The organism is Cellvibrio polysaccharolyticus (assembly GCF_015182315.1).
Lineage (GTDB): Bacteria > Pseudomonadota > Gammaproteobacteria > Pseudomonadales > Cellvibrionaceae > Cellvibrio > Cellvibrio polysaccharolyticus.
Genome location: NZ_PRDL01000001.1, coordinates 2526673 through 2546864 on the forward strand (window position 1 = coordinate 2526673; position 20192 = coordinate 2546864).

General features: G+C 52.4%; 20 protein-coding genes. 4 read left to right on the forward strand and 16 right to left on the reverse strand.

Annotated elements, in window-relative coordinates; all coding sequences use genetic code 11:
* Window positions 1–34: 34 nt before the first annotated feature.
* Window positions 35–1075: a DNA polymerase III subunit delta' gene (locus C4F51_RS10845; RefSeq protein WP_193909701.1), complete on the reverse strand. Its 1041-nt coding sequence runs from the start codon at window positions 1073–1075 to the stop codon at window positions 35–37.
* A 96-nt stretch (window positions 1076–1171) separates the two neighbouring features.
* Here C4F51_RS10845 and C4F51_RS10850 point away from each other — a divergent pair, with 96 nt between their 5' ends.
* A complete protein-coding gene (locus C4F51_RS10850; protein WP_193909703.1) occupies window positions 1172–1810 on the forward strand; it encodes a pseudouridine synthase in 639 nt (212 codons plus the stop codon).
* On the opposite strand, the gene tmk is transcribed toward C4F51_RS10850, so the two are convergent.
* Window positions 1807–2454: a dTMP kinase gene (gene tmk / locus C4F51_RS10855; RefSeq protein WP_193909705.1), complete on the reverse strand. Its 648-nt coding sequence runs from the start codon at window positions 2452–2454 to the stop codon at window positions 1807–1809. The two genes, C4F51_RS10850 and tmk, sit on opposite strands and share 4 nt — an antisense overlap.
* Window positions 2455–2686: 232 nt before the next feature.
* On the opposite strand from tmk, the gene C4F51_RS10860 reads away from it, so the two are divergent.
* On the forward strand, window positions 2687–3178 hold the full coding sequence (locus C4F51_RS10860) for a peptidylprolyl isomerase (protein WP_193909707.1): 492 nt from the start codon (window positions 2687–2689) through the stop codon (window positions 3176–3178).
* 8 nt (window positions 3179–3186) lie between these two features.
* Window positions 3187–3909: a UDP-2,3-diacylglucosamine diphosphatase gene (gene lpxH, locus C4F51_RS10865; RefSeq protein ID WP_193909709.1), complete on the forward strand. Its 723-nt coding sequence runs from the start codon at window positions 3187–3189 to the stop codon at window positions 3907–3909.
* 12 nt (window positions 3910–3921) lie between these two features.
* On the opposite strand, the gene C4F51_RS10870 is transcribed toward lpxH, so the two are convergent.
* The 8 genes from C4F51_RS10870 to ffh form a co-directional block, all read right to left on the reverse strand.
* Complete coding sequence (locus tag C4F51_RS10870; protein ID WP_193909711.1) at window positions 3922–4287, reverse strand: DUF2956 family protein; 366 nt, start codon at window positions 4285–4287, stop codon at window positions 3922–3924.
* Window positions 4284–4724 carry an META domain-containing protein gene (locus C4F51_RS10875; RefSeq protein WP_193909712.1) on the reverse strand — a complete coding sequence of 147 codons (441 nt, stop codon included), beginning with the start codon at window positions 4722–4724 and terminating at the stop codon, window positions 4284–4286. Before C4F51_RS10875 ends, C4F51_RS10870 begins: the two co-directional genes overlap by 4 nt.
* A gap of 245 nt (window positions 4725–4969) precedes the next feature.
* On the reverse strand, window positions 4970–6259 hold the full coding sequence (locus C4F51_RS10880; protein ID WP_193909714.1) for a sensor histidine kinase: 1290 nt from the start codon (window positions 6257–6259) through the stop codon (window positions 4970–4972).
* 3 nt (window positions 6260–6262) lie between these two features.
* Window positions 6263–6973 carry a response regulator transcription factor gene (locus C4F51_RS10885; RefSeq protein WP_193909715.1) on the reverse strand — a complete coding sequence of 237 codons (711 nt, stop codon included), beginning with the start codon at window positions 6971–6973 and terminating at the stop codon, window positions 6263–6265.
* 73 nt (window positions 6974–7046) lie between these two features.
* On the reverse strand, window positions 7047–9089 hold the full coding sequence (locus tag C4F51_RS10890; RefSeq protein WP_193909717.1) for a TonB-dependent receptor plug domain-containing protein: 2043 nt from the start codon (window positions 9087–9089) through the stop codon (window positions 7047–7049).
* A gap of 97 nt (window positions 9090–9186) precedes the next feature.
* Window positions 9187–9585 (reverse strand): DUF3019 domain-containing protein, encoded by a 399-nt coding sequence (locus C4F51_RS10895; RefSeq protein WP_193909718.1) that lies wholly within the window; start codon window positions 9583–9585, stop codon window positions 9187–9189.
* Complete coding sequence (locus tag C4F51_RS10900; protein WP_193909720.1) at window positions 9560–10375, reverse strand: MipA/OmpV family protein; 816 nt, start codon at window positions 10373–10375, stop codon at window positions 9560–9562. The genes C4F51_RS10895 and C4F51_RS10900 overlap by 26 nt, the downstream gene beginning before the upstream one ends.
* 202 nt (window positions 10376–10577) lie before the next feature.
* Entirely contained in the window at window positions 10578–11957 is a 1380-nt protein-coding gene (gene ffh, locus C4F51_RS10905; protein WP_193909721.1) for a signal recognition particle protein, read from the reverse strand.
* 239 nt (window positions 11958–12196) lie between these two features.
* Here ffh and C4F51_RS10910 point away from each other — a divergent pair, with 239 nt between their 5' ends.
* Complete coding sequence (locus C4F51_RS10910) at window positions 12197–12997, forward strand: cytochrome C assembly family protein (protein ID WP_193909723.1); 801 nt, start codon at window positions 12197–12199, stop codon at window positions 12995–12997.
* Window positions 12998–13140: 143 nt separating this feature from the next.
* Here C4F51_RS10910 and C4F51_RS10915 read toward each other — a convergent pair whose 3' ends face one another.
* The 6 genes from C4F51_RS10915 to fabF all read right to left on the reverse strand — a co-directional run bounded on the left by C4F51_RS10915 (window position 13141) and on the right by fabF (window position 20044).
* On the reverse strand, window positions 13141–13356 hold the full coding sequence (locus tag C4F51_RS10915) for a hypothetical protein (protein WP_193909725.1): 216 nt from the start codon (window positions 13354–13356) through the stop codon (window positions 13141–13143).
* Window positions 13357–13468: 112 nt separating this feature from the next.
* A complete protein-coding gene (gene cysS / locus C4F51_RS10920) occupies window positions 13469–14863 on the reverse strand; it encodes a cysteine--tRNA ligase (protein ID WP_193909727.1) in 1395 nt (464 codons plus the stop codon).
* 119 nt (window positions 14864–14982) lie between these two features.
* Window positions 14983–16692 carry a glutamine--tRNA ligase/YqeY domain fusion protein gene (locus C4F51_RS10925; RefSeq protein ID WP_193909729.1) on the reverse strand — a complete coding sequence of 570 codons (1710 nt, stop codon included), beginning with the start codon at window positions 16690–16692 and terminating at the stop codon, window positions 14983–14985.
* A gap of 111 nt (window positions 16693–16803) precedes the next feature.
* Window positions 16804–17877 (reverse strand): endolytic transglycosylase MltG, encoded by a 1074-nt coding sequence (mltG, locus tag C4F51_RS10930; RefSeq protein ID WP_193909731.1) that lies wholly within the window; start codon window positions 17875–17877, stop codon window positions 16804–16806.
* The gene (gene pabC, locus C4F51_RS10935; RefSeq protein ID WP_193909733.1) at window positions 17877–18731 is read right to left on the reverse strand and encodes an aminodeoxychorismate lyase; all 855 of its coding nucleotides are present in this window, start codon (window positions 18729–18731) and stop codon (window positions 17877–17879) included. Before pabC ends, mltG begins: the two co-directional genes overlap by 1 nt.
* A 74-nt stretch (window positions 18732–18805) precedes the next feature.
* A complete protein-coding gene (gene fabF, locus C4F51_RS10940) occupies window positions 18806–20044 on the reverse strand; it encodes a beta-ketoacyl-ACP synthase II (RefSeq protein ID WP_193909735.1) in 1239 nt (412 codons plus the stop codon).
* Window positions 20045–20192: the final 148 nt, after the last annotated feature.

Here is a 20192-nt window from a genome sequence, read left to right on the forward strand (position 1 = left end):
CCAGCATGAATGCGGGAAACACTAAATGATCTTCCTAGCGATGTCCAGATAACTTTCCGCCGCCCGCTGCAGCGTTTTGCCCGCTGCGCAGCAGTGCGCTCCAGTCCATTAGCAGCTCTTCCAGCATCAGTTGTTTATTGGGGTTGGCGCCACTATTCCACAACCGCTTAATGTGTAACAACTTCTCCAGATAGCGCTGCAACACGTCGCTGCGCAGCGATTCCAGGCTGACTTTGAAGTCGGCAGGTAAACGGGCAACCACCGCATCTTCATGGCCGTGCTGCAACCGGGCAACGCTGTGCAGCAAAGCCGATAGCCATTCCAGCAACGCGGTAATATCGCCGGTATGCCACTGCGCCGCCAGTTCTACGGCAGAGATGCCACCCTGACTCAGGCGCGCCAACTGCAGCTGCCATTGTTCGCGCTGCTCCAGAGTGTCGTCTTTCAGCAATGACAAGGCGGTTAAGGGTGCGCCACGCGCCAGATCAATCAACAGTTCCGGTGCAACCTGGCTGCCGCCCAGCAACGGCGCTATCCAATGCAGTACCTGCTCACGAGCCGGCATGGGTAACATTTTCAATTGGCAGCGGGAGCGAATGGTAGGCAACACACTGAAAGGCGCATGGCTGATCAAAATCAGCAGGGTTTTGTTGGCCGGCTCTTCAAGCGTTTTCAATAAGGCATTGGCGGCGTTGGCGTTCATGGCTTCGGCCGGCTGCAACACCACCACTTTAAAACCGCCCTGCTGGGCGGTTTTGCTCATGGATTCGGTCAGTGTGCGTATCTGGTCAACCTTGATGGTTTTACTGTCTTCTTCCGGAGCCACCTCCAGCAAATCAGGGTGAGTGCCCGCCTGATTCAACTGACAACCCCGACATTTACCACAAGGCACACCCATCACGGGCGATGCACACAACACGTAGTGCGCCAGCGCCAGCGCCACATGGGCTTTACCAATCCCTTTGGGTCCGGCCAGCATGATTGCGTGGGGCATCCTCTCGCTGGCCAGCAATCCCAGATATTGCTGCCAGACCTGTTGCTGCCAGGGATAAGGTAAAACGGGGAATTCAATCATGCCAAAAATCCGGAGGTTGCCAACGCGGGGTTATTGCAGCTTACCAACAGCAGCTGTTATTTGCGATAATTCGTTTTTCAGCTGAAATGTGTGCCCATGTCTTCTGCCAATATCACCATCCTCTATCAGGATGACGACCTGCTTATTCTCAACAAACCCGCCGGATTGCTTACCGTACCCGGCAAAGGCCCCGAGAAACAGGACTGCCTGATCAATCGGGCGCTCAAATTCAACCCCAACGCGCGCGTGGTTCATCGGCTGGATCAGGGTACGTCGGGAATTGTCATGATTCCGCTGAATTATCAAACCTTGCGAACCATGACCAAGCAGTTTGAAGCGCGCGACATACATAAGCGTTATATGGCGGTGGTAGGCGGCTTGCTGGAACAGGATGAAGGTGAAGTCATGCTGCCGCTGATTTGTGACTGGCCCAACCGGCCGTTACAAAAAGTTTGCCATGAACACGGCAAACCGGCGCATACCCGTTATCAGGTCATAGAACGCGATGAAGCCCGGCAAGTCACCCGGGTGAAGCTGGAACCGGTGAGTGGCCGCACCCACCAGTTGCGGGTTCATATGCTCAGTATGGGTCATGCCATTCTGGGCGATCAGCTGTATGCTCCCGATGAGCTACGGGCAATGGCGCCACGCCTGCTGCTTCACGCCTGCCATATCCACCTGCACCATCCCATTTCCGGAAAATTTATCAGTATTGATTGCGAGCCGGAGTTCTAGAGAACTTCTGAAGAATGTTGTTCAGGTAACAAACGCTCCAGCACCTGATCGATTTGTCGCTGCACATCCTCAAGCGGGTTGCCGGCGTCAACCACCGCATAACGGCCAGGTGCTGCCGCGGCTCGTTCGCGATACCCGGCACGCACTCGCTCGAAAAAGGAAACTTCTTCCCGCTCAAAACGATCCAGCACCCCGCGATGGCTGGCGCGCTGCAAGCCGGTTTCCACGTCGATATCCAGCACGATGGTCAAATCCGGCTGCAAGCCCTGCTGCACCATCGCCTCCAACTGCAAAATCATCGCTTTGTCCAACCCTCTTCCGGCGCCCTGATAAGCATAGGTGGCATCGGTAAAACGATCGCACAACACCCAGGCGCCCCGGTCGAGCGCGGGCCGGATAACGCCCGCCAGATGCTGCGCACGCGCTGAAAAAATCAGCAACAATTCGGCCACTGCATCAAAGGCTTCATTGCGTTGGGCCAGCAAGACTTCGCGAATTTCTTCGGCGAGTGGTGTACCACCAGGTTCGCGGCTTACCACCACATCAATACCACGCTGTTCAAGCCAATTGCGAACGTGGATCAAATTGGTCGACTTGCCGACCCCCTCGGTACCTTCAAGCGTAATGAATTTGCCAGGATTCATAAATTAACCACCAACATTATTGAATAATTTTTATTCGCAACTCTTTAAAAGCCGCCAGTAAAGCCATCTCAAAAACTGACGCGAAATGCAGCAAAATCAGCCCTCAGTGCATTTACTCTACATTTATTTACTCAGGAAACCCACTCCAATATCAACCCGAACTGGTCAAGTCAGGGGTGGACGCGTATTATGCGCAGCTCGTTTCATTACACCAGCGCTGGAGGACTTACCCATGATCACCTTGCACACCAATTACGGCGATATAGTGCTTGAGCTGGATTTTGAAAAAGCGCCGGTTTCGGCCGCCAATTTCAAGCAATACGCTGAAGAAGGTTTTTACAGCGGCACTATTTTTCACCGCGTCATTGATGGCTTTATGATTCAAGGCGGCGGCATGACCGAAGACATGGAACAAAAAACGACCCGTGAGCCAATTCAGAACGAAGCCGAAAACGGCCTGAAGAACGTTACCGGCAGCGTTGCCATGGCTCGTACCAACGATCCGCACAGTGCCACTGCACAATTTTTCATTAACGTGAAAGACAACAACTTCCTGAATCACACCGCACCATCGGGTCAGGGTTGGGGTTATTGTGTATTCGGCAAAGTTACTGATGGCATGGACGTTGTTAACAAAATCAAAGGCGCTAAAACAGCAACCAAAGGTTATCACTCCGACGTACCGGTTGATGCTGTGGTTATTGAGCGCGTAACTGTCGCTTAATTGTTGTTATGACCGCTCTGTTCATTTCCGATTTGCATTTGAACGAATTACGCCCGGATATCACCCGGGCGTTTTACGTTTTTTTGCAGCAAAAAGCAGCCGGTGCTGATGCGCTTTATATTCTTGGCGATTTTTTTGATGCATGGATCGGTGACGATGATGATTCAGAATTATCACAAGGCGTTGCCACTGCGCTGAAACAACTGTCCGATCAGGGCACTCGCCTGTTTTTTATGCACGGCAACCGCGATTTTCTGCTTGGCCAGGATTACGCCAGCCGCTGCGGTGCCACACTGATTGATGAAGGCACCCTTATTGATTTGTATGGCTGCCCTACACTTTTACTGCACGGCGATAGCCTTTGTATCGACGACATTCCCTATCAGCAATTCCGCAATCAGGTTCGTATGCCCGCCTGGCAACAACAGGTGCTGGCACAGCCATTGGCTGTTCGCCGCGTTATGGCCGCCAATATGCGTTCGCAAAGCGAAGGCATGAACAGCCTTAAAGCCAGTGACATTATGGATGTGAATCTTGCCGAGGTGAGCCGCGTTATGCAGAGCGCCGGTGTGCAACGCCTCATTCATGGCCACACCCACCGCCCCGCCCGCCATCAATTGGAAATCAATAACCAGCCCGCCGAACGGATTGTGCTGGGTGACTGGCACAGCCACGGTTGGTGCCTGACGGCAAACGAAGAAACGCTTGAATTGGAAAGCTGGCCGCTTTAATAAACCGGGCAATCAGCGGCTGAAATAATAAGCTGCAAATAATATCCACGAACCTGACAGCAACAACCAGGGCAGAACAGACCGCTGAGCTGACACGGGTGGCTGCAGGGGTTGCGACAAATTACCAGGCTCTTTTACCGATTCCGCATGACGTAATAATTCACGAGTCTTTTTTGAGCGCTTGTCCAACTCGCGACTACGCTCATTTTGTTGCCGCAACCACATTTCCATACCCTGCTGCAGGCCGGCGCGAATAGCGCGACTTTCTTCACGGCTGTAACCGCTTTGCTGAATAGCATTGGCGATTTTAGTCGCCTCCTGCTTCAAATCGCGCCGATCTTTTCGCGAGCTGTCACGCTCTTTTACCATTTGATTCATTCAGTTTCCGACTCATCGCGCGCCGCGCGAATAATTTGCTGTCCGGCAGCGTCCCGCAAAATTAATATTTCATTTTCCAACGTGGCCTGGGCGGCGGTGGGAAAGGCTGCCAGAAAACGCGCCTCCTGCTCCATCAGCGCGGGAACGCAAGCCATTTTGGTAGTCCCCAGGGGTTCAATAATCAGCGTTTCTTCGGTATAGCTGTATTTGCCGAAGAAACGATTGCAACTGGCATTGCCATTCAGCGTACCGTCTTCCGCAAAATGAATACGTGCCGGGCTGCGGTCAACAACCGGCCGGTCGCCGATATATTCAACCACCCAGATACCAGGAAGATAGGATTGGATCACTTCAATTTTACCCGGTGCAGAAAATTGTTTGCATGCCGCCAGCGTAACCAGCAACGACGTCAATAATAAAAGAATCGTGTTGCGCATTGTTATTTCCACCCTTGCATTATTGTTGGTATGTCGGTTATGGAGAAGCCACCTGACGGATGAGACTGCCAGCCGTGGTAAAAGTTTAGCCAACCTGTGCCGGCCTTGAAGCGCGCAATGAGAAAATCGTCAAATAATTCAGAGAATGGTAAGAATCATACCGACATTCTGTCGTATTTAGCTACATCAATAATGTGAAATCATGGATCTCCCCACCCTTGCTTCAATGCCCCGCTAATAAAACCTCAGCGATCCAGCGCTGGCAATACCAACCTGAAACGTGCACCGCCCAAGGCAGCACAGCGCGTCACGGCTACGCGCCCTTCATGCCATTTCATAACTTCCACCACAATGGCAAGACCAAGGCCGAAATGGGGTTCAGCACTGGCCCCAGGCGCATCCAGCCGCACAAAGGGCTGCAGAATGCGTTCAAGATCAGCATCAGCGATGCCTGAGCCGTCATCACTGATATCAATAAATACCTGTTGATCCTCGCGGCCAATGCGAATCTGCACCCGGGTGCGCGCATAACGACAGGCATTGACCACAATATTGCTCAGTGCCCGTTCGAACCAGAGCGGATTAATGGCAGCGCGTATCGGTGCATCGGGCACGTCAATGGATAAGGTGAGCTGATGTTGCAGCAATAAAGGCGCTATGGTTTCGCGATAATTCGCTATCCAGGAGTTCAGCGCCAGCGGTTGAAACGTCAGCGTGAGTGCAGTGCGCGATAAACTGGCGTATTCCAGAAACGAATTCACCATCGCTTCCATCCGGTTAACGTCCTGTTCCATTCGCTCCGCCAGCCGACGGGTTTGTTGAGCATCTTCCGACTCCTGCAAGGCATCAAGCCCGAAGCGCAAGCAGGCAATGGGCGTGCGCAAATCATGCGACATGCTTTTAGCCAGCAAACGGTTTTCGTGCAACAGCTGACTGATTTGCTCTGCCATGCGGTTGAAGCTGTTTTCAAGCGTGGGAATATAACTGAACCTTGACGGCGCCATGCGGGTTTCATGCTCCCCTCGTCCGAAGAGTTCGGCAACCCGGGTTAATAGCAACAGCCGGCTCAACAGCGGCCACAACCACAGCAGCAGCAATAGCGCCAACCCGGCATAGAGCACCAGGGTTAACCACAAACCCAGCGGGTGCTGATCTTCGCCGTCAGGTAAAGCCAATTTGATCAGCCATTGCGGATGCGATGGTAATTGGCGCACCAGATAATGCTGCTCGGCCGTCGCCAGCGCGAGGCCGCCCGGCTCGGCAAGCTGCTGCATTAATTCAGGCGGCAACGCCAGCGCATGAAAGGGTTCGAGAAATAAAGTCAGCCCGAGTGCTTCACTTTGCTTTTGATAATGCGCAGAGAGCTGACCTTCGGACAAAGAGTCAGACTGATTGGCCAGGTAGTCAACAAGGCGCCCGCCCAGTTGTTCTGTTTGCGTCGGTGTGCCATCGTCGGCGATGCGGTCAATAAAAAAACCGAGCAGAAAAAGCGACAACACACTGGCAACTATCAAACCGGCTATCAATCGCATCATGGTTTATGCCCAGGCATCTGCAACAAATAAATACCCCTCTCCCCATACCGTTTTAATCCGTTGCGGCTGGCTGCTGTTATCGCCAAGCTTACGGCGCAATACCGAAATCAACATATCCACGCGGCGATCAAGGCCGTCATAATCGCGGCCGGTCATTTCCCGAAACACATCCTGCCGCCCCAACACCACACCCGCCTGGCGAGCAAGAAACCAGAGCAATTTGAATTCGGTGGCCGACAGGTTTATTTCTTCATCGGCCAGGTTGACGCGCCGCGAGGAGTAATCAAGTAATAGTTTGCCAAATTGCAAGCGCTCGGCCTGCAGTGGCGATTGCTGCTGATATTTCTGGTGCTGCCGCAAAATACTGTTCAGCCTTGCCAGCAAGGCACGCGGTCTGACCGGTTTTACCAGATAATCATTGGCACCACTTTCCAGTGCCAGTACTTCATCCAGCTCTTCGCCCTGCGCGGTTAACATCAGCACCGGAATATCGGATTGCTGACGGATATGTCGGCAAATTTCCAGGCCGTTAACGCCGGGCAACATCAGGTCAAGCAAAATCACATCGGCGCCCGCTGTTTGCCATTGCTGCAAGGCTTCATCACCGCGAGCAAAATGCACCACGTTAAAACCTTTCGATTGCAAATAGTCGGCAATCCAGGCAGCCAAAGCGAGATCATCCTCGACCAATAATACGGTGCCGTAGGGCTCCATGATTTTCTCCTGTCGGATGCGCAGGCTCCCACTCTGGCAGAATGAAATACCCGCGCTGCCAATAACGTCAACATTAAAAGCGCAGCTTCATTGCCACATAAGGGAAGATGCCCAAATCGTCTTCGGTGTTAATACGGTAGCCCTGCTCACTGTCGTTGTTCAGCAAGTAATAGCCACTGACATTTTCACGGTTATAAAGATTTCTCACCGCCATCGTGTATTCCACCGGATGGTTAAACAACTCGGCGGAACGACGGAATTCCACATCCAACCGGTGATAGAACGGCAAACGTTTGCTGTTCAACTCACCGTACTCCGGCAACAAATAATCCGGATGCCAGGGGTTTTGTTTTGCGCCGACAATCGGCGAATACAAACTGCCGGAACGACCGGTAAACACCGCACCAAAGGTCCACGCCTTGCTCAATTCATAATTGAATACTGCCTGCACCACAATCGGCGTATCCAGCCGATAGGCGGTGGATTTTTCCGTTATCGGATCGGTTCGTTCCGATTGTGAATAGCTCACTGCAAGCCAACCGGACCACCTGTCCTCCCGCACTTTTTCCAGCATCAATTCAATGCCTCGACTGGTGCCTTTGACATCACTGACATAGCGTAACTTTTCGGCATCCTGCTGCGGATCAAGCGCGCGCGGCAAATGGCGCATGGTTTTCCGGTAGCCCTCCAGCTTGAGATTCCAACCCAACAGGCTGTAACGAAATCCGGCGGCGTAATGATCCGAGCCTGGCGATTGCAATAACGAGTTACCGGTTTCCGGCAAGGATTTATCGAGTTCAGCCATTTGCTGGTGACGACCGGCACTGGCGATCAACTCAAGCCCTGGAGTAACAAACCAGCTGACACGGGCGCGCGGCGCGAACAGCGATTCATCGCTGTATTCCTGTTTGTCATAGCGACCGCCAATCTCCCAGGTTAATGAGGGAATCACTTGCCATGTGGTACTCAGCCAGGCGGCCTGATACGGCCTGTTCACCTTGTCGCTGCCCTGCTCCCGTTCACCGCGATTGGCTTCACAATCCTGCTGGTGATCGGTGCAGTAATACATAATCATATCGTACTGATAGTCAGCTTCGCGCTGACCAGCTTCCACACCCGCCTGCCACGACAACCATTCCGTTACAGGTTGCTGCCAGACAAGCTGCACTTCATAAATATCTTCCTGCACGCGGTAAAATTGTTCGCTACCAAAACCCACGTGATCGCGTTGCGTCAGGCTGAGCAGAGACGCGGTAAAGGTTTGTTCCTGCTGCCCGATCGCTTCATAACGTAACTGTCGGCTTTGCCAGCGGTTGTTAATAAAAGCATCACCGATCACATCCGGATCAATACGCCCGGCTTCGGACGCCTCCGACAAATGCAGCCCGGCCTCTTCATCGACACCCAGCACTGTGAGGGTCAGTTTGTGCTGCTCATGCGGCTGCCACTGATAGCGCAGCTGATAATCATGAAGTGTGGGCAGGCGATTGATTTGTTCGCCATCGTCCAGTTCTTCGCCATCTTCCAAAAAAAACTGCATGGTGCTTAACCGGTAACTCGTATAAAAACGCTGGGTTTCACTCAGCGCGCCCTCAAAGAGCAAGGAGGTGCGCAACATATTGAGGTCTACCACCGTTTCTATCGGTTGATCACGGGGATCACGCAAACGCACATCAAAAACAGCACCGGTAGCGTTGCCGTAAGGCGCGGCAAACGCAGCGGGATATAACGTAAAATCCTGCAGCAAATCGCCATTAATCGCGCTGCCATACAACTGATTCAACAACGGGCCGGTGCGCTGTCCGTCCACCATAAAGTGGTTGTCACGCGGTGAAGAACCGCGCACCGCCGGTGCAGACTCAGCCGTGTCGTAGACCACGCCGGGCAAGGTATAAATGGCTTGTATCGGATCGCCCATTTGACCGGCGACACTTAATAATTTTTCTGCCTCATAGCTGACCTCGGCAGACGAACGCCCCCGCTCTCCTCTCACCAGCAATTGTTCTATCTCCGCAGAAGATGACCCGGTATTTTTTGGTTGGGCGCGCAACACCGATGAATGCGAGGCTATCGCAACGGCTAACAGGGATAAAACAAAGGGTTTGGCGTAACTCACAGCATTAGTCTCCGATATGAATAATGCTGTTATTGTGGTGAACACGACGACCGGATGATTTAGTCAGGTTGTTAGCAAAATGTCAGTAACTGTCAGATCAAAAGCGCCGCCACAAGCGTTTTTTATGCGTATCCTGCACCCAGCTGACTTCCACCTTTCCCGTCGCCAACGTTTCTGCCGGGACGCCATCCGGTAGCATCCTGCGCAAACTCAGCAACCGGGTGCGGGTGTCGGCAAACGACCACTGCCATTCCCCACGGGAGGCCTCGGCCCAGCACTGCAATAGCTGCTCATCAAGATAAAGGCACACCGCCTCCGCTTGCTGCAACTGCCACTGTATTTGCACCTGCGCATGACACTGCCGCCCTTCCTGCAAGGTGACACAAGTCGTTGGCCATAGCGTCAATGCCGTTTGCGCATGAACAACGGATGATAAAAACGCACTGGCCAGCCCGAGCAGCCAGGCGCGCTTAAAACAGATAACGAACCAGGCCAAACGACACCAGCTCCTTATTGCCACGGGTGAGAGGGCTACGGGAAAAACTGTTTGAATACCAGTTTCCACCCACGCCCGTTTCAAAAATCCAGCGTGTGCTCAGCGGATAAACACCGACTACACCGCTGTGCCAGCGCCACCCCTGATCCGCCCTGTAAACCGGGCGGCCAGCACGACTCTCCGCTGGCGTAACGCCGTAGTAATAATCCACCAGCGACGCGCTGTACCACTTGAGCTCGCTGTTCAAGTAAATATCCCAGTTACTTTTTTCGAAGCGAACACCATAAAACGCGCTGGCAACACTGCCTTGGTGCGTTCGCAAATCGCGCCCCCAATTCAGGCTTAGCAATTGTTTGTCGGTTGCCTGGTATTGATAGCGGAAACCGAGCAAAAGATCGTCTTCGCGATCATTCAGCCCCTCCAGCGCCCTGGTGCGAATGCCTTCCGCTGCCCCCACCGTTGGCCCGAAAGCTTCGTGGTTGCTCGCCAGAACCAGAGAAAATTCATGCAGGTCATTGCGCTGAAGTCGATACCCCAGCGTGGCATCGTCCACCAATCGGCCCGCTCGCAAGCCGGGTGTTTCCATAAACAGGTTTTTGTATTCCAGCGCGAACAACAATTGCAGTTGCGGCTTTTTATTCTGCTCATCGTCAAACTCAGGGATCAGGTTGTAACTGTGGTTAATGCCCAACCCCAACCCGAGCTGCCACGAAAAATCCGCAGGCGCGGCATAGGCTGGCGCGGCCAATGAAAGGCAGCCAATTAACAGCGATGACAACAGCTTTTTCATGAGGGGAAACCGGCTGGCCGATAAAAGGCGCCACTGTAGCGAATAACGGAAGAAAAAGTTGTCCGAAAAATGTCAGAAATTCGAGGAGGAAAACGCACAGGTGGTTACATCAGAAGGGATCGCAGCAAACACGCAGAATGACTTTTAAAAACACGGATAAAAAACGCAGCAACCCGCTATGGAGTTGCTGCGATCGAAGGGATTAACGCGGGCCCATGCCTGGTGGCAAACCGCCACCGGGAGGCAGCATACCGCCCATGCCGCGCATCATTTTCGCCATGCCGTTGCCTTTCATCTTTTGCATCATTTTCGCCATTTGCTTGTACTGCTTGAGCAAACGGTTCAGATCCTGAATCTGGGTTCCGGAACCCTGAGTAATACGGCGCTTTCTTGAACCGTTCAAATCGTCCGGGTTGCGGCGCTCTTCCGGTGTCATGGAATTGATGATGGCTTCCATGGTTTTGAATTGCTTGGTCATATTGGCTTGCTGGGCCATCTGCGCCATATTGCCCATGCCAGGCAATTTGTCGAGCATGGAGGTCAAACCACCCATGTTTTGCATTTGCTGTAACTGGTCGCGCAGGTCTTCAAGGTTGAAGCGCTGCCCTTTAACCACCTTTTTAACCAGCTTGTCGGCTTTTTCCTTATCGATGCTGCGCTCGGCCTGCTCGATCAGCGACAGCACGTCACCCATACCGAGAATACGCGAGGCAATACGATCCGGATGGAAGGGTTCCAGGGCATCCACTTTCTCGCCAACGCCCAAAAATTTGATGGGCTTACCGGTGATCTGACGCACCGACAAAGCCGCACCACCACGGGCATCACCGTCTGCTTTGGTAAGAATAATACCGGTCAGCGGCAAGGCTTCGTTGAAGGCTTTGGCGGTATTCACCGCATCCTGGCCGATCATGGCATCAATCACGAACAGGGTTTCTACCGGCTTGATTGCCTGATGCAGGTCCTGAATCTCTTTCATCAGGTCGCTATCAATGTGCAAACGGCCTGCGGTATCCACGATAACGACATCAAAAAATTGACGTTTGGCATGATCAATGGCGCCACGCGCAATGGCAACCGGCTGCTGGTCGCTGCTGGAGGGGAAAAATTCAACACCTACTTCAGTGGCCAGCGTTTCCAACTGCTTGATCGCGGCCGGGCGGTAAATATCCGCACTGACCACGAGGACTTTTTTCTTTTCACGCTCTTTCAGAAAGCGCGCCAGCTTGGCAACGGAGGTAGTTTTACCCGCCCCTTGCAAGCCTGCCATCAAAACAACGGCCGGTGGCTGTGCTGCCAGATCAAGGCTTTCGTTGGCTGCGCCCATTACCGAAACCAGTTCATTTTGAACAATCTTGATAAACTGCTGGCCCGGGTTAAGTGCCTTGGCAATCTGCTGCCCCAGCGCCTGGCTACGAACCTGATCAATAAAGGTTTTTACCACAGGCAAGGCTACGTCGGCCTCCAGCAATGCTTTGCGAACATCGCGCAAGGCATCCTTGATATTATCGTCACTCAGGCGAGCCTTTCCGGTAATGCTCCGTAGGGTGTGAGATAAGCGATCTGTCAGATTTTCAAACATAGGAATTCCGGCTTACTAGCGTTCACAATAATCGCCCGCACGGCGTGGGGCACACTAAATTCGCGATTATACCTGCATTCACTCGCAAGGAATAACCGTTTAATCGGCAACGATTATCAACTGCATGCATCTTCTCTTTAGGCGGCGGCTGTGACACACTCCCCTCCGGTATTTTTTTCTCAACCAGGTAACGCCGAATCTCCTTTTTTGACGGATAAGGCACTGATACACGGAACCCCATGGCAACCCAATACGCGAACCTGATCGCCATCTTTTTGTATGCGATAGCCAGTGTTTATCTGCTTCGCAAAGTGCTGCGCCAGGAAACACCGGAGCGTAATCTGCTGCTCGGTCTGGCACCATTAATTCTTATCGTGCACGGGGTGGGTGTTTACGGATTAAGTATCCATCAACACGGCTTCCAGCTGGGCTTTTTTGCTGTTTCGTCATTGATCTTCTGGGTAATTAACCTGATCGTGTTATTGAGCAGTATTAAAAAGCCGCTGCACAATTTGTTTATCATGCTGTTCCCGCTTTCCGCCCTTTCCGTAGCTGCCTCCATGATTGGCCATACGGACAAGCCGGACACCATGTTGAGCTTTACCCTCGCCAGCCATATTTTGCTGTCTATTCTCGCCTACAGCCTGCTGACCATTGCCACCCTTCAGGCCATGTTGCTGGCCTACCAGAATCATCAGCTGAAGCACCGCCAGGCGGCAGGCATCATTCGCTTGCTGCCGCCGCTGCAAACCATGGAGTCGCTGTTATTCGAATTGTTGTGGGCGGGGCAAATTATCCTCACCCTGTCGATTTTGACCGGTATTGTTTTTCTGGATGACATCCTTGCCCAGCGACTCACCCATAAAACCGTATTTTCAATACTGGCCTGGTGTATTTATGCTGTGCTGCTGTGGGGTAGACATGCGCTGGGTTGGCGCGGTTACACGGCCATTCGCTGGACTCTGGTAGGGTTTTCGATGCTGATGCTGGCCTACTTCGGCAGCAAGCTGGTACTGGAAATTATTCTGCAGGACATCTGAGACCTGCGGAAACTCTGAGTCCTGCAGAAACTCTGAAATTTGCAGGAGCTCTGAAACTTCCGCTCTGAAACTGCCACGCTAAAAATAGACGTTACAAAAAAACAGATGTTTCGCCCGATACCAGAGCGAAACATCCATTTTTGTTAGTCCCTGCGGTTCATTAATTTGTTCAACAAATAGCCGCCACCGAATGCCAATCCAATCACAATAACCAGACCGATAATCAGTGCCACCAGATAAGAAAACGCTTCTCTGACCGGCAAGCCCCAGCCATAAATAGCCAGAAAAATAAAAGCCAGACAGGCAATCAACTGTATTGTTATTGCGCGTCTGCGTTTGAATTTTCGAAAGAGAGCCATGGCTTTCCCCTGTAATATTGGGATCACCACTATGGGTGATCAGAAAAAGTTGCCGTACCTCTAGCAACGCAGACCGCTGACAAACGCACAGGCCTTTATGGCACAGCTGAAATTACTCCCGGCGCCAGAGCGTTGCTCCCTCTTTGGTATCTTCCAATACAATACCTTGTGCGGTCAGCAACTGGCGAATCTCATCAGCACGGGCAAAATTGCGGGTTTTCTTGGCATCAATACGCTCGGCGATCAACGCTTCAACGTCCTCACCGGTAATGCTGTCCGCACTGCCCGCCTGCAAGAAAGCTTGCGGGTCGTCGCCCAGAATACCCATCACAGCGCCCAGCGCCTTCAAAATAGCCGCCAGGTGGCGCGCTTTGGCAACATCACTGGTCGCATTCAGTTCACGCACCAGATCGTACATGCCGGCCAACGCCACACGGGTGTTGAAATCGTCCAGCATGGCATCAACGAAAGCCTTGTAATAGCTGCTGTCGGTAAGCGCATCGCCCGACAAAGGCGCAACATCCACGTAATCCCGCAAGGCGCTATAAAAACGCTCAAGGCCGGTACGCGCCTCGATCAGGTTGTCTTCTGCGTAGTTAATCGGGCTGCGGTAATGGCTGCTGATCAATAAAAAGCGCACCACTTCCGGGTGGTATTTTTCAAGCACGTCACGAATGGTGAAAAAATTGCCCAGCGATTTGGACATCTTTTCGCCATCCACTCGCACCGCACCGGCATGCATCCAGTAATTCACATACTTGCAACCATTGGCCGCTTCACTTTGCGCAATTTCATTTTCATGGTGCGGAAAGGGTAAATCCGGGCCGCCGCCATGAATGTCAAAGGTGGTACCGCAGCAGGATTTACTCATCGCTGAACATTCAATATGCCAGCCAGGGCGGCCATTACCCCAGGGAGACGCCCAGTGAACCTCACCCGGCTTGACCGCTTTCCACAAAGCAAAATCGCGCGGATCTTCTTTGGACTCACCAATATCGATACGTGCACCGGCCAATAGTTCATCCGGATTTTTATTGGTGAGCTTGCCGTAGTCAGCAAAGCTGCCAACACGGTAGTAGACATCGCCGTTGGCGGCCGGGTAAGCGTGACCACCATTGACCAGGGTGCCAACCATATCGAGAATATTATCGATATAAGCCGTAGCACGCGGTTCCTGATCCGGTCGCTGAATACCGAGGCGCGCCTCATCTTCATGCATGTACTGGATAAAGCGCGCCGTCAGATCGGTGTATTGCTCACCGTTGTCATTGGCTCTGTTAATAATCTTGTCGTCGATGTCGGTAATGTTTCTGACGTAATTGACATCCCACCCCTGGCTGCGCAAAAAACGGGTGATCACATCGAAAGCCACCAACACGCGGGCATGGCCAATATGACAGTAGTCATAAACGGTAATGCCACAAACGTACATGGAAATTTTTCCGGGAACCAAAGGAACAAATTTCTCTTTTTGACGGGTGAGCGTGTTGTATATGTGCAGCGCCATTAACAAAATTCCACAATCGACAGGCCGGCTTTAGCAACGCAGGCAGGATTAAAAAATTATCGGATGCCGTGGCATCCGATGTCGGTTTTCAACAACAGTGTATTACCGAAAACGGACGATTATTCGTCGTCCATTTTTGCCCAGGTATCACGCAATCCGATAGTGCGATTGAATACCGGTTTTTCCTTGCTGTGATATTTGCTATCCAGACAGAAATATCCCTGACGTTCAAACTGAAAGCGCTCATCAAGGGTCGCCTCGGCAAGACTGATTTCTGCTTTACAGCCCTGCAAAATTTCCAGGCTGTCGGCGTTAATCGTTTCAAGGAAATTTTTGCCACCGGCATCCGGCGCTTCATCGGTGAACAACCGATCGTAAAGTCGAACTTCACAATCAAGGTTTTCGGTAGCAGAAACCCAGTGAATAACGCCTTTGGGTTTAATGCCATCGGCGGGGTCTTTACCCAGCGTATCTTCAATAATGTGCGCAACAATTTCAGTAATGTTGCCGGCGTCATCACGAATTGCCAGGTCGGCTTCAATCACATACGCATTACGTAAACGAACGCGCTTGCCCAACACCAGACGCTTGTACTTCTTATTGGCTTCCTCGCGGAAGTCGTCCTGCTCAATATAAATGGTGCGGGTAAATGGCAATTTGCGCTCACCCAGCGACTCAAGAGTCGGATGGCGAGCAGCGGTCATGTACTCAACCTGTTCTTCGTCAACGTTGGTCAGCGTCACTTTGATCGGATGCAAGACGCACATCGCACGCGGCGCGGTTTTGTCGAGATCATTGCGCACCGAGAATTCATACATGGCTACGTCAACCAGACCATCTGAACGGGTAACACCGATACGCTCGCAAAAATCGCGCAGCGCAGCCGGTGTTACACCACGGCGGCGCATACCGGAAATAGTCGGCATACGCGGGTCATCCCAACCATCTACATGATTTTCATCAACCAGCTGCTTCAGCTTGCGCTTGCTGGTTACGGTGTAATTCATATTAAGACGGGCAAATTCATACTGATGCGGAGTTGAGGGCACCGGCAAGTTCTGAATAAACCAATCGTAGAGCGGACGGTGATCTTCAAATTCCAGGGTACAAATGGAATGGGTAATGCCTTCAATAGCATCGCTTTGCCCGTGAGCAAAATCGTAGGAAGGGTAGATATTCCACTTGTCGCCAGTCTGGTGATGGTGCGCTTTTTTAATGCGATAAATAATCGGATCCCGCAAATTCATATTGGGGGCCGACATATCAATTTTGGCGCGCAAGGAGCAGCTGCCCTCTTCCATTTCGCCCGAGCGCATTTTTTCAAACAACGCCAGGTTCTCGGCAACACTGCGATCGCGGTAAGGGCTGTTTTTGCCCGCTTCCACGAGAGTGCCGCGATAGTTTCTCGCTTCGTCCGGGGTCAAATCGCACACATACGCATTGCCTTGTTCAATCAGGTGAACAGCCCAGGCGTATAATTGGTCAAAATAGTCCGAGGTATAGCGAACCTCGCCATCCCAACGAAAACCCAGCCACTCGACATCGCGTCGAATCGCGTTAACGTATTCTTCGCTTTCTTTTTCCGGGTTGGTATCGTCAAAACGCAGGTTGCACACACCGCCAAACTCGTCGGCAACACCGAAGTTCAGGCAAATGGATTTGGCGTGTCCGATGTGCAAATAGCCATTCGGCTCCGGCGGGAAACGGGTAACAATTTTCTGATGGACCCCTTGCTCAAGATCCTTGCGAATCAATTGCTGGATGAAATGCGCCGGCTTGGTGGCATTTTTGTTTTCACTGTTTTCTGTGGCGTTCGAATGTTCGCTCATACTACGTTAGGTCCGTTGGGGTCTCTGGTCTGTTGTAACAATGCATTGCGCAAACGGGCTATTGTAACGACTCGCTGCTTTTTTTCCACCGCCAGCCATTGGCTGGCGATATCAGGGCGTTTGCCCCGGTTTCAGGGTAGACCGGTAATCCTGTCGACGCTGTATTTGATAGCGGCGTACCGCCTGGTTGTGTTGTTGCAGGGTATCTGAAAACTGCGTAGTGCCATCGCCTTTCGCCACAAAGTACAAAGCGGTGCCCTCCTCCGGGTTAAGTGCCGCCGCAATAGACGCACGCCCTGGCAAAGCGATAGGCGTAACCGGCAAGCCGGAAATTACATAGGTATTGTAAGGGGTGGATTCCTGCAAATCGGCGCGAGTGATTCGTCCCTGGAAGCGCTCGCCCATGCCGTAGATAACAGTCGGGTCAGTTTGCAAACGCATGCCTTGCTGCAAACGGCGCACAAACACGCCAGCCACTTTTTCCCGCTCCCAGGATGCACCGGTTTCCCGCTCGATGATAGACGCCATAATCAATACCTCATACGGGTCTTTGTAGGGCAAGCCATCCGGACGCGTTTCCCACAGCGGTAACAGCACTTGCTGCATGTGTTGCCAGGCACGGCGCAGCAGCTCTACATCGGTGGTACCGCGGGTAAAAGTGTAGGTATCCGGAAAAAACCAGCCTTCGGGGTGCTCAATAGGTAAATCCAGAATGGCCATGATGTCATCATCGCTCAGATCCTGAAGTTTTACTTGAACCGCTTCGTGGGCCTGCAGCGTTTGCAGCGCCTGGCGAAACGTCCAGCCCTCAACCAGCGTCAACTGATGAAGAACCACATCACCCTGATTCAATTTTTGCAGCAATTGCCGGGGAGTCAGCGCAAAGGGCAACCAGTATTCACCGGCTTGCACCCGGGTTTGCTCTTGCCAGCGGGCAAAATAGACCAGCCACTGTGCATGCGTGAGAATACCTTCAGCAGATAAATCGCGGGCCATGTGCCCGAGGCTTTTTCCGGGGGTCAGCAGGTAATAATGACCGGCTTCCGGCAAATTCATCGGGTGGTCAAGCCAGTTGTTAAGGTATCGCCATGCCGCCCAGACGCTGGCAACGGCCGACAACAGCAGAATGAACATTGCCAGCAAAATTTTTCGATAATGTCGGCGCAGCCAACCTGTAAACAACATCAAATCACCTTTCCGGAAAAGTATGCTCGAAGCGCTTGCTGCAGTGCAGCGGTTATATTTCCCTGAGAAAAGATCATCGGATTCGCCTCACTGCGAATTTCCACTACCGGCCAGATACCATTGACCGCATTACAAATAAAAACTTCGTCAGCCGATTGCAAATCCGACAAAGTGACGCTGCCGATTTCTGTGGTAATACCCGCACCGGGAGCAAGCACGTCCGTGATCAGCTGCCGCATAATACCGGCCACACCACAGCGCGAAAGATTCGGGGTTAGCAACTGGCCTTTTCGCACAATAAAAAGATTGCTGCTGGTAGATTCAATAAAATGACCATTCTTATCCATCAGTAAGCCATCAACAATCGCCGTATCCTGCCACTCGGTACGCGCCAGAATTTGCTCGAGCCGATTGAGGTGTTTGATACCCGCCAGGCTGGCATTGCGCGCAAGGCGCTGCTGGCAAACTCTCAGAACCACACCTTGTTGATGCGCCAGGTTAATAGCCGTGTCATACAACGCCAGGCAATAGGTCGGAAAAACCTCGGCAGGCAGTCCATAGCCGCGCCCGCCAACGCCGCGCGTTACGGTTACCTTGAAAATACCTTCTGCAAGGGCAGCAGCTGAAAGCAGCGCTGCCAGATAGTGCTCCAGCAGGGCTTCATCGAGAGGGATTCGCAAACGCTCGCAACCGGCGCGAAGCCGCGCTTTATGCAACGCCCACAGGGGAATTACGCCCCGGGTCAGGCGGCAGGTTTCAAACAGGCCATCGCCATAGGCAAAACCCCGATCCAATGGAGAAATTTGCTGGCCGATAACACCGTTAACAGAGATGAGCGGATAGGAATTTGACATGCCATGAGTCTATACAAAAACGCCGGTCTGTCTCCAGTCCGGCGTTAACATTCATGAAGCAGATTTTAAACGCTTCAGATTTTGCGGAAAATCAATGATCCGTTAGTGCCACCAAAACCAAAAGAGTTGGACAGCACGGCATCAATTTTACGCTCCTGAGCGGTATGCGGCACCAGGTTGATATCGCAGCCTTCATCCGGGTTATCCAGATTGATGGTTGGCGGAGCAACCTGATCGCGAATAGCCAATACACTGAAGATGGCCTCTACCGCACCGGCAGCACCCAGCAAATGGCCGATCATGGACTTGGTCGAACTGACCGCAACCTGATCAATAGCGCTGCCCATAATCGTTTTCACCGCATGGCATTCAGCCTTGTCACCGGCCGGCGTGGAAGTACCGTGCGCGTTGATATAGTGAATCAGCTCTGGCGAAATATTGGCATCCACAATGGCATTGCGCATGGAAGACGCAGCACCGGCACCGTCTTCTGGCGGTGAAGTCATGTGGTAAGCGTCACCGCTCATACCAAAACCGATCAGCTCGGCATAAATGCGCGCGCCGCGAGCCTTGGCATATTCGTACTCTTCCAGCACCAGCACACCGGCGCCATCGCCCAGCACAAAACCATCGCGGTCTTTATCCCACGGGCGGCTGGCCGCTTCGGGGTTGTCATTGCGGGATGACAGTGCGCGGGCCGCAGCGAAACCACCCAGACCGACCGGGGTGGTAGCCATTTCGGCACCACCGGCAATCATCACATCCGCATCACCGTATTGGATCATACGCGCCGCAAAACCAATGCTGTGCGTACCTGTGGTACACGCCGTGGTCAGCGCGATGTTTGGCCCCTGTATACCATGCATGATAGACAGGTTGCCGGAAATCATATTGATAATGGCACTTGGCACAAAAAACGGAGATATGCGTCGCGGCCCTTTATGCTCAACAACCAAAGCACCTTCTTCGATACTGCCAATGCCGCCAATACCGGAGCCGATGGATACACCGATGCGTCCACGGTTGGCATCGGTCACTTCCAGCCCGGCATCACGGATAGCCTGAATACCAGCCACCATGCCGTATTGGATAAACGGATCCATTTTGCGCGCTTCTTTAGCCAGCAAATAATCTTCAACAACCAGATTTTTGACTGATGCACTGAATTGCGTGGAAAAAGCAGAGACATCGAATGTCGTGATAGGAGCCACACCACTCTTGCCGTTGACAATACCGTGCCATGTTTCTTCGACAGTATTACCCAGTGAACTGACCATACCAAGACCAGTGATTACAACTCTTCTGCGCGACACGTAAGGGCTCTCCCGAAGCGTAAAAAAAGACGGGTGCGATTATAGATAGCACACACAATGAATACAGACGTCTGATCGGCAAGCTGAATAAATAAGTCCGTTATGCACAGAAATTATTATTAAATTCATTATTCCGAAAATAAAAAGC

Excerpts from the sequence above, each read along its gene's own strand:
- lpxH (WP_193909709.1), top strand. The coding sequence starts at position 3,187 with ATGACCGCTCTGTTCATTTCCGATTTGCATTTGAACGAATTACGCCCG.
- C4F51_RS10910 (WP_193909723.1), top strand. The coding sequence starts at position 12,197 with ATGGCAACCCAATACGCGAACCTGATCGCCATCTTTTTGTATGCGATA.
- C4F51_RS10860 (WP_193909707.1), top strand. The coding sequence starts at position 2,687 with ATGATCACCTTGCACACCAATTACGGCGATATAGTGCTTGAGCTGGAT.
- C4F51_RS10880 (WP_193909714.1), bottom strand. The coding sequence starts at position 6,259 with ATGATGCGATTGATAGCCGGTTTGATAGTTGCCAGTGTGTTGTCGCTT.
- C4F51_RS10850 (WP_193909703.1), top strand. The coding sequence starts at position 1,172 with ATGTCTTCTGCCAATATCACCATCCTCTATCAGGATGACGACCTGCTT.
- C4F51_RS10875 (WP_193909712.1), bottom strand. The coding sequence starts at position 4,724 with ATGCGCAACACGATTCTTTTATTATTGACGTCGTTGCTGGTTACGCTG.
- ffh (WP_193909721.1), bottom strand. The coding sequence starts at position 11,957 with ATGTTTGAAAATCTGACAGATCGCTTATCTCACACCCTACGGAGCATT.
- C4F51_RS10900 (WP_193909720.1), bottom strand. The coding sequence starts at position 10,375 with ATGAAAAAGCTGTTGTCATCGCTGTTAATTGGCTGCCTTTCATTGGCC.
- mltG (WP_193909731.1), bottom strand. The coding sequence starts at position 17,877 with ATGTTGTTTACAGGTTGGCTGCGCCGACATTATCGAAAAATTTTGCTG.
- C4F51_RS10845 (WP_193909701.1), bottom strand. The coding sequence starts at position 1,075 with ATGATTGAATTCCCCGTTTTACCTTATCCCTGGCAGCAACAGGTCTGG.
- tmk (WP_193909705.1), bottom strand. The coding sequence starts at position 2,454 with ATGAATCCTGGCAAATTCATTACGCTTGAAGGTACCGAGGGGGTCGGC.
- cysS (WP_193909727.1), bottom strand. The coding sequence starts at position 14,863 with ATGGCGCTGCACATATACAACACGCTCACCCGTCAAAAAGAGAAATTT.
- C4F51_RS10925 (WP_193909729.1), bottom strand. The coding sequence starts at position 16,692 with ATGAGCGAACATTCGAACGCCACAGAAAACAGTGAAAACAAAAATGCC.
- C4F51_RS10915 (WP_193909725.1), bottom strand. The coding sequence starts at position 13,356 with ATGGCTCTCTTTCGAAAATTCAAACGCAGACGCGCAATAACAATACAG.
- C4F51_RS10885 (WP_193909715.1), bottom strand. The coding sequence starts at position 6,973 with ATGGAGCCCTACGGCACCGTATTATTGGTCGAGGATGATCTCGCTTTG.
- C4F51_RS10870 (WP_193909711.1), bottom strand. The coding sequence starts at position 4,287 with ATGAATCAAATGGTAAAAGAGCGTGACAGCTCGCGAAAAGATCGGCGC.
- pabC (WP_193909733.1), bottom strand. The coding sequence starts at position 18,731 with ATGTCAAATTCCTATCCGCTCATCTCTGTTAACGGTGTTATCGGCCAG.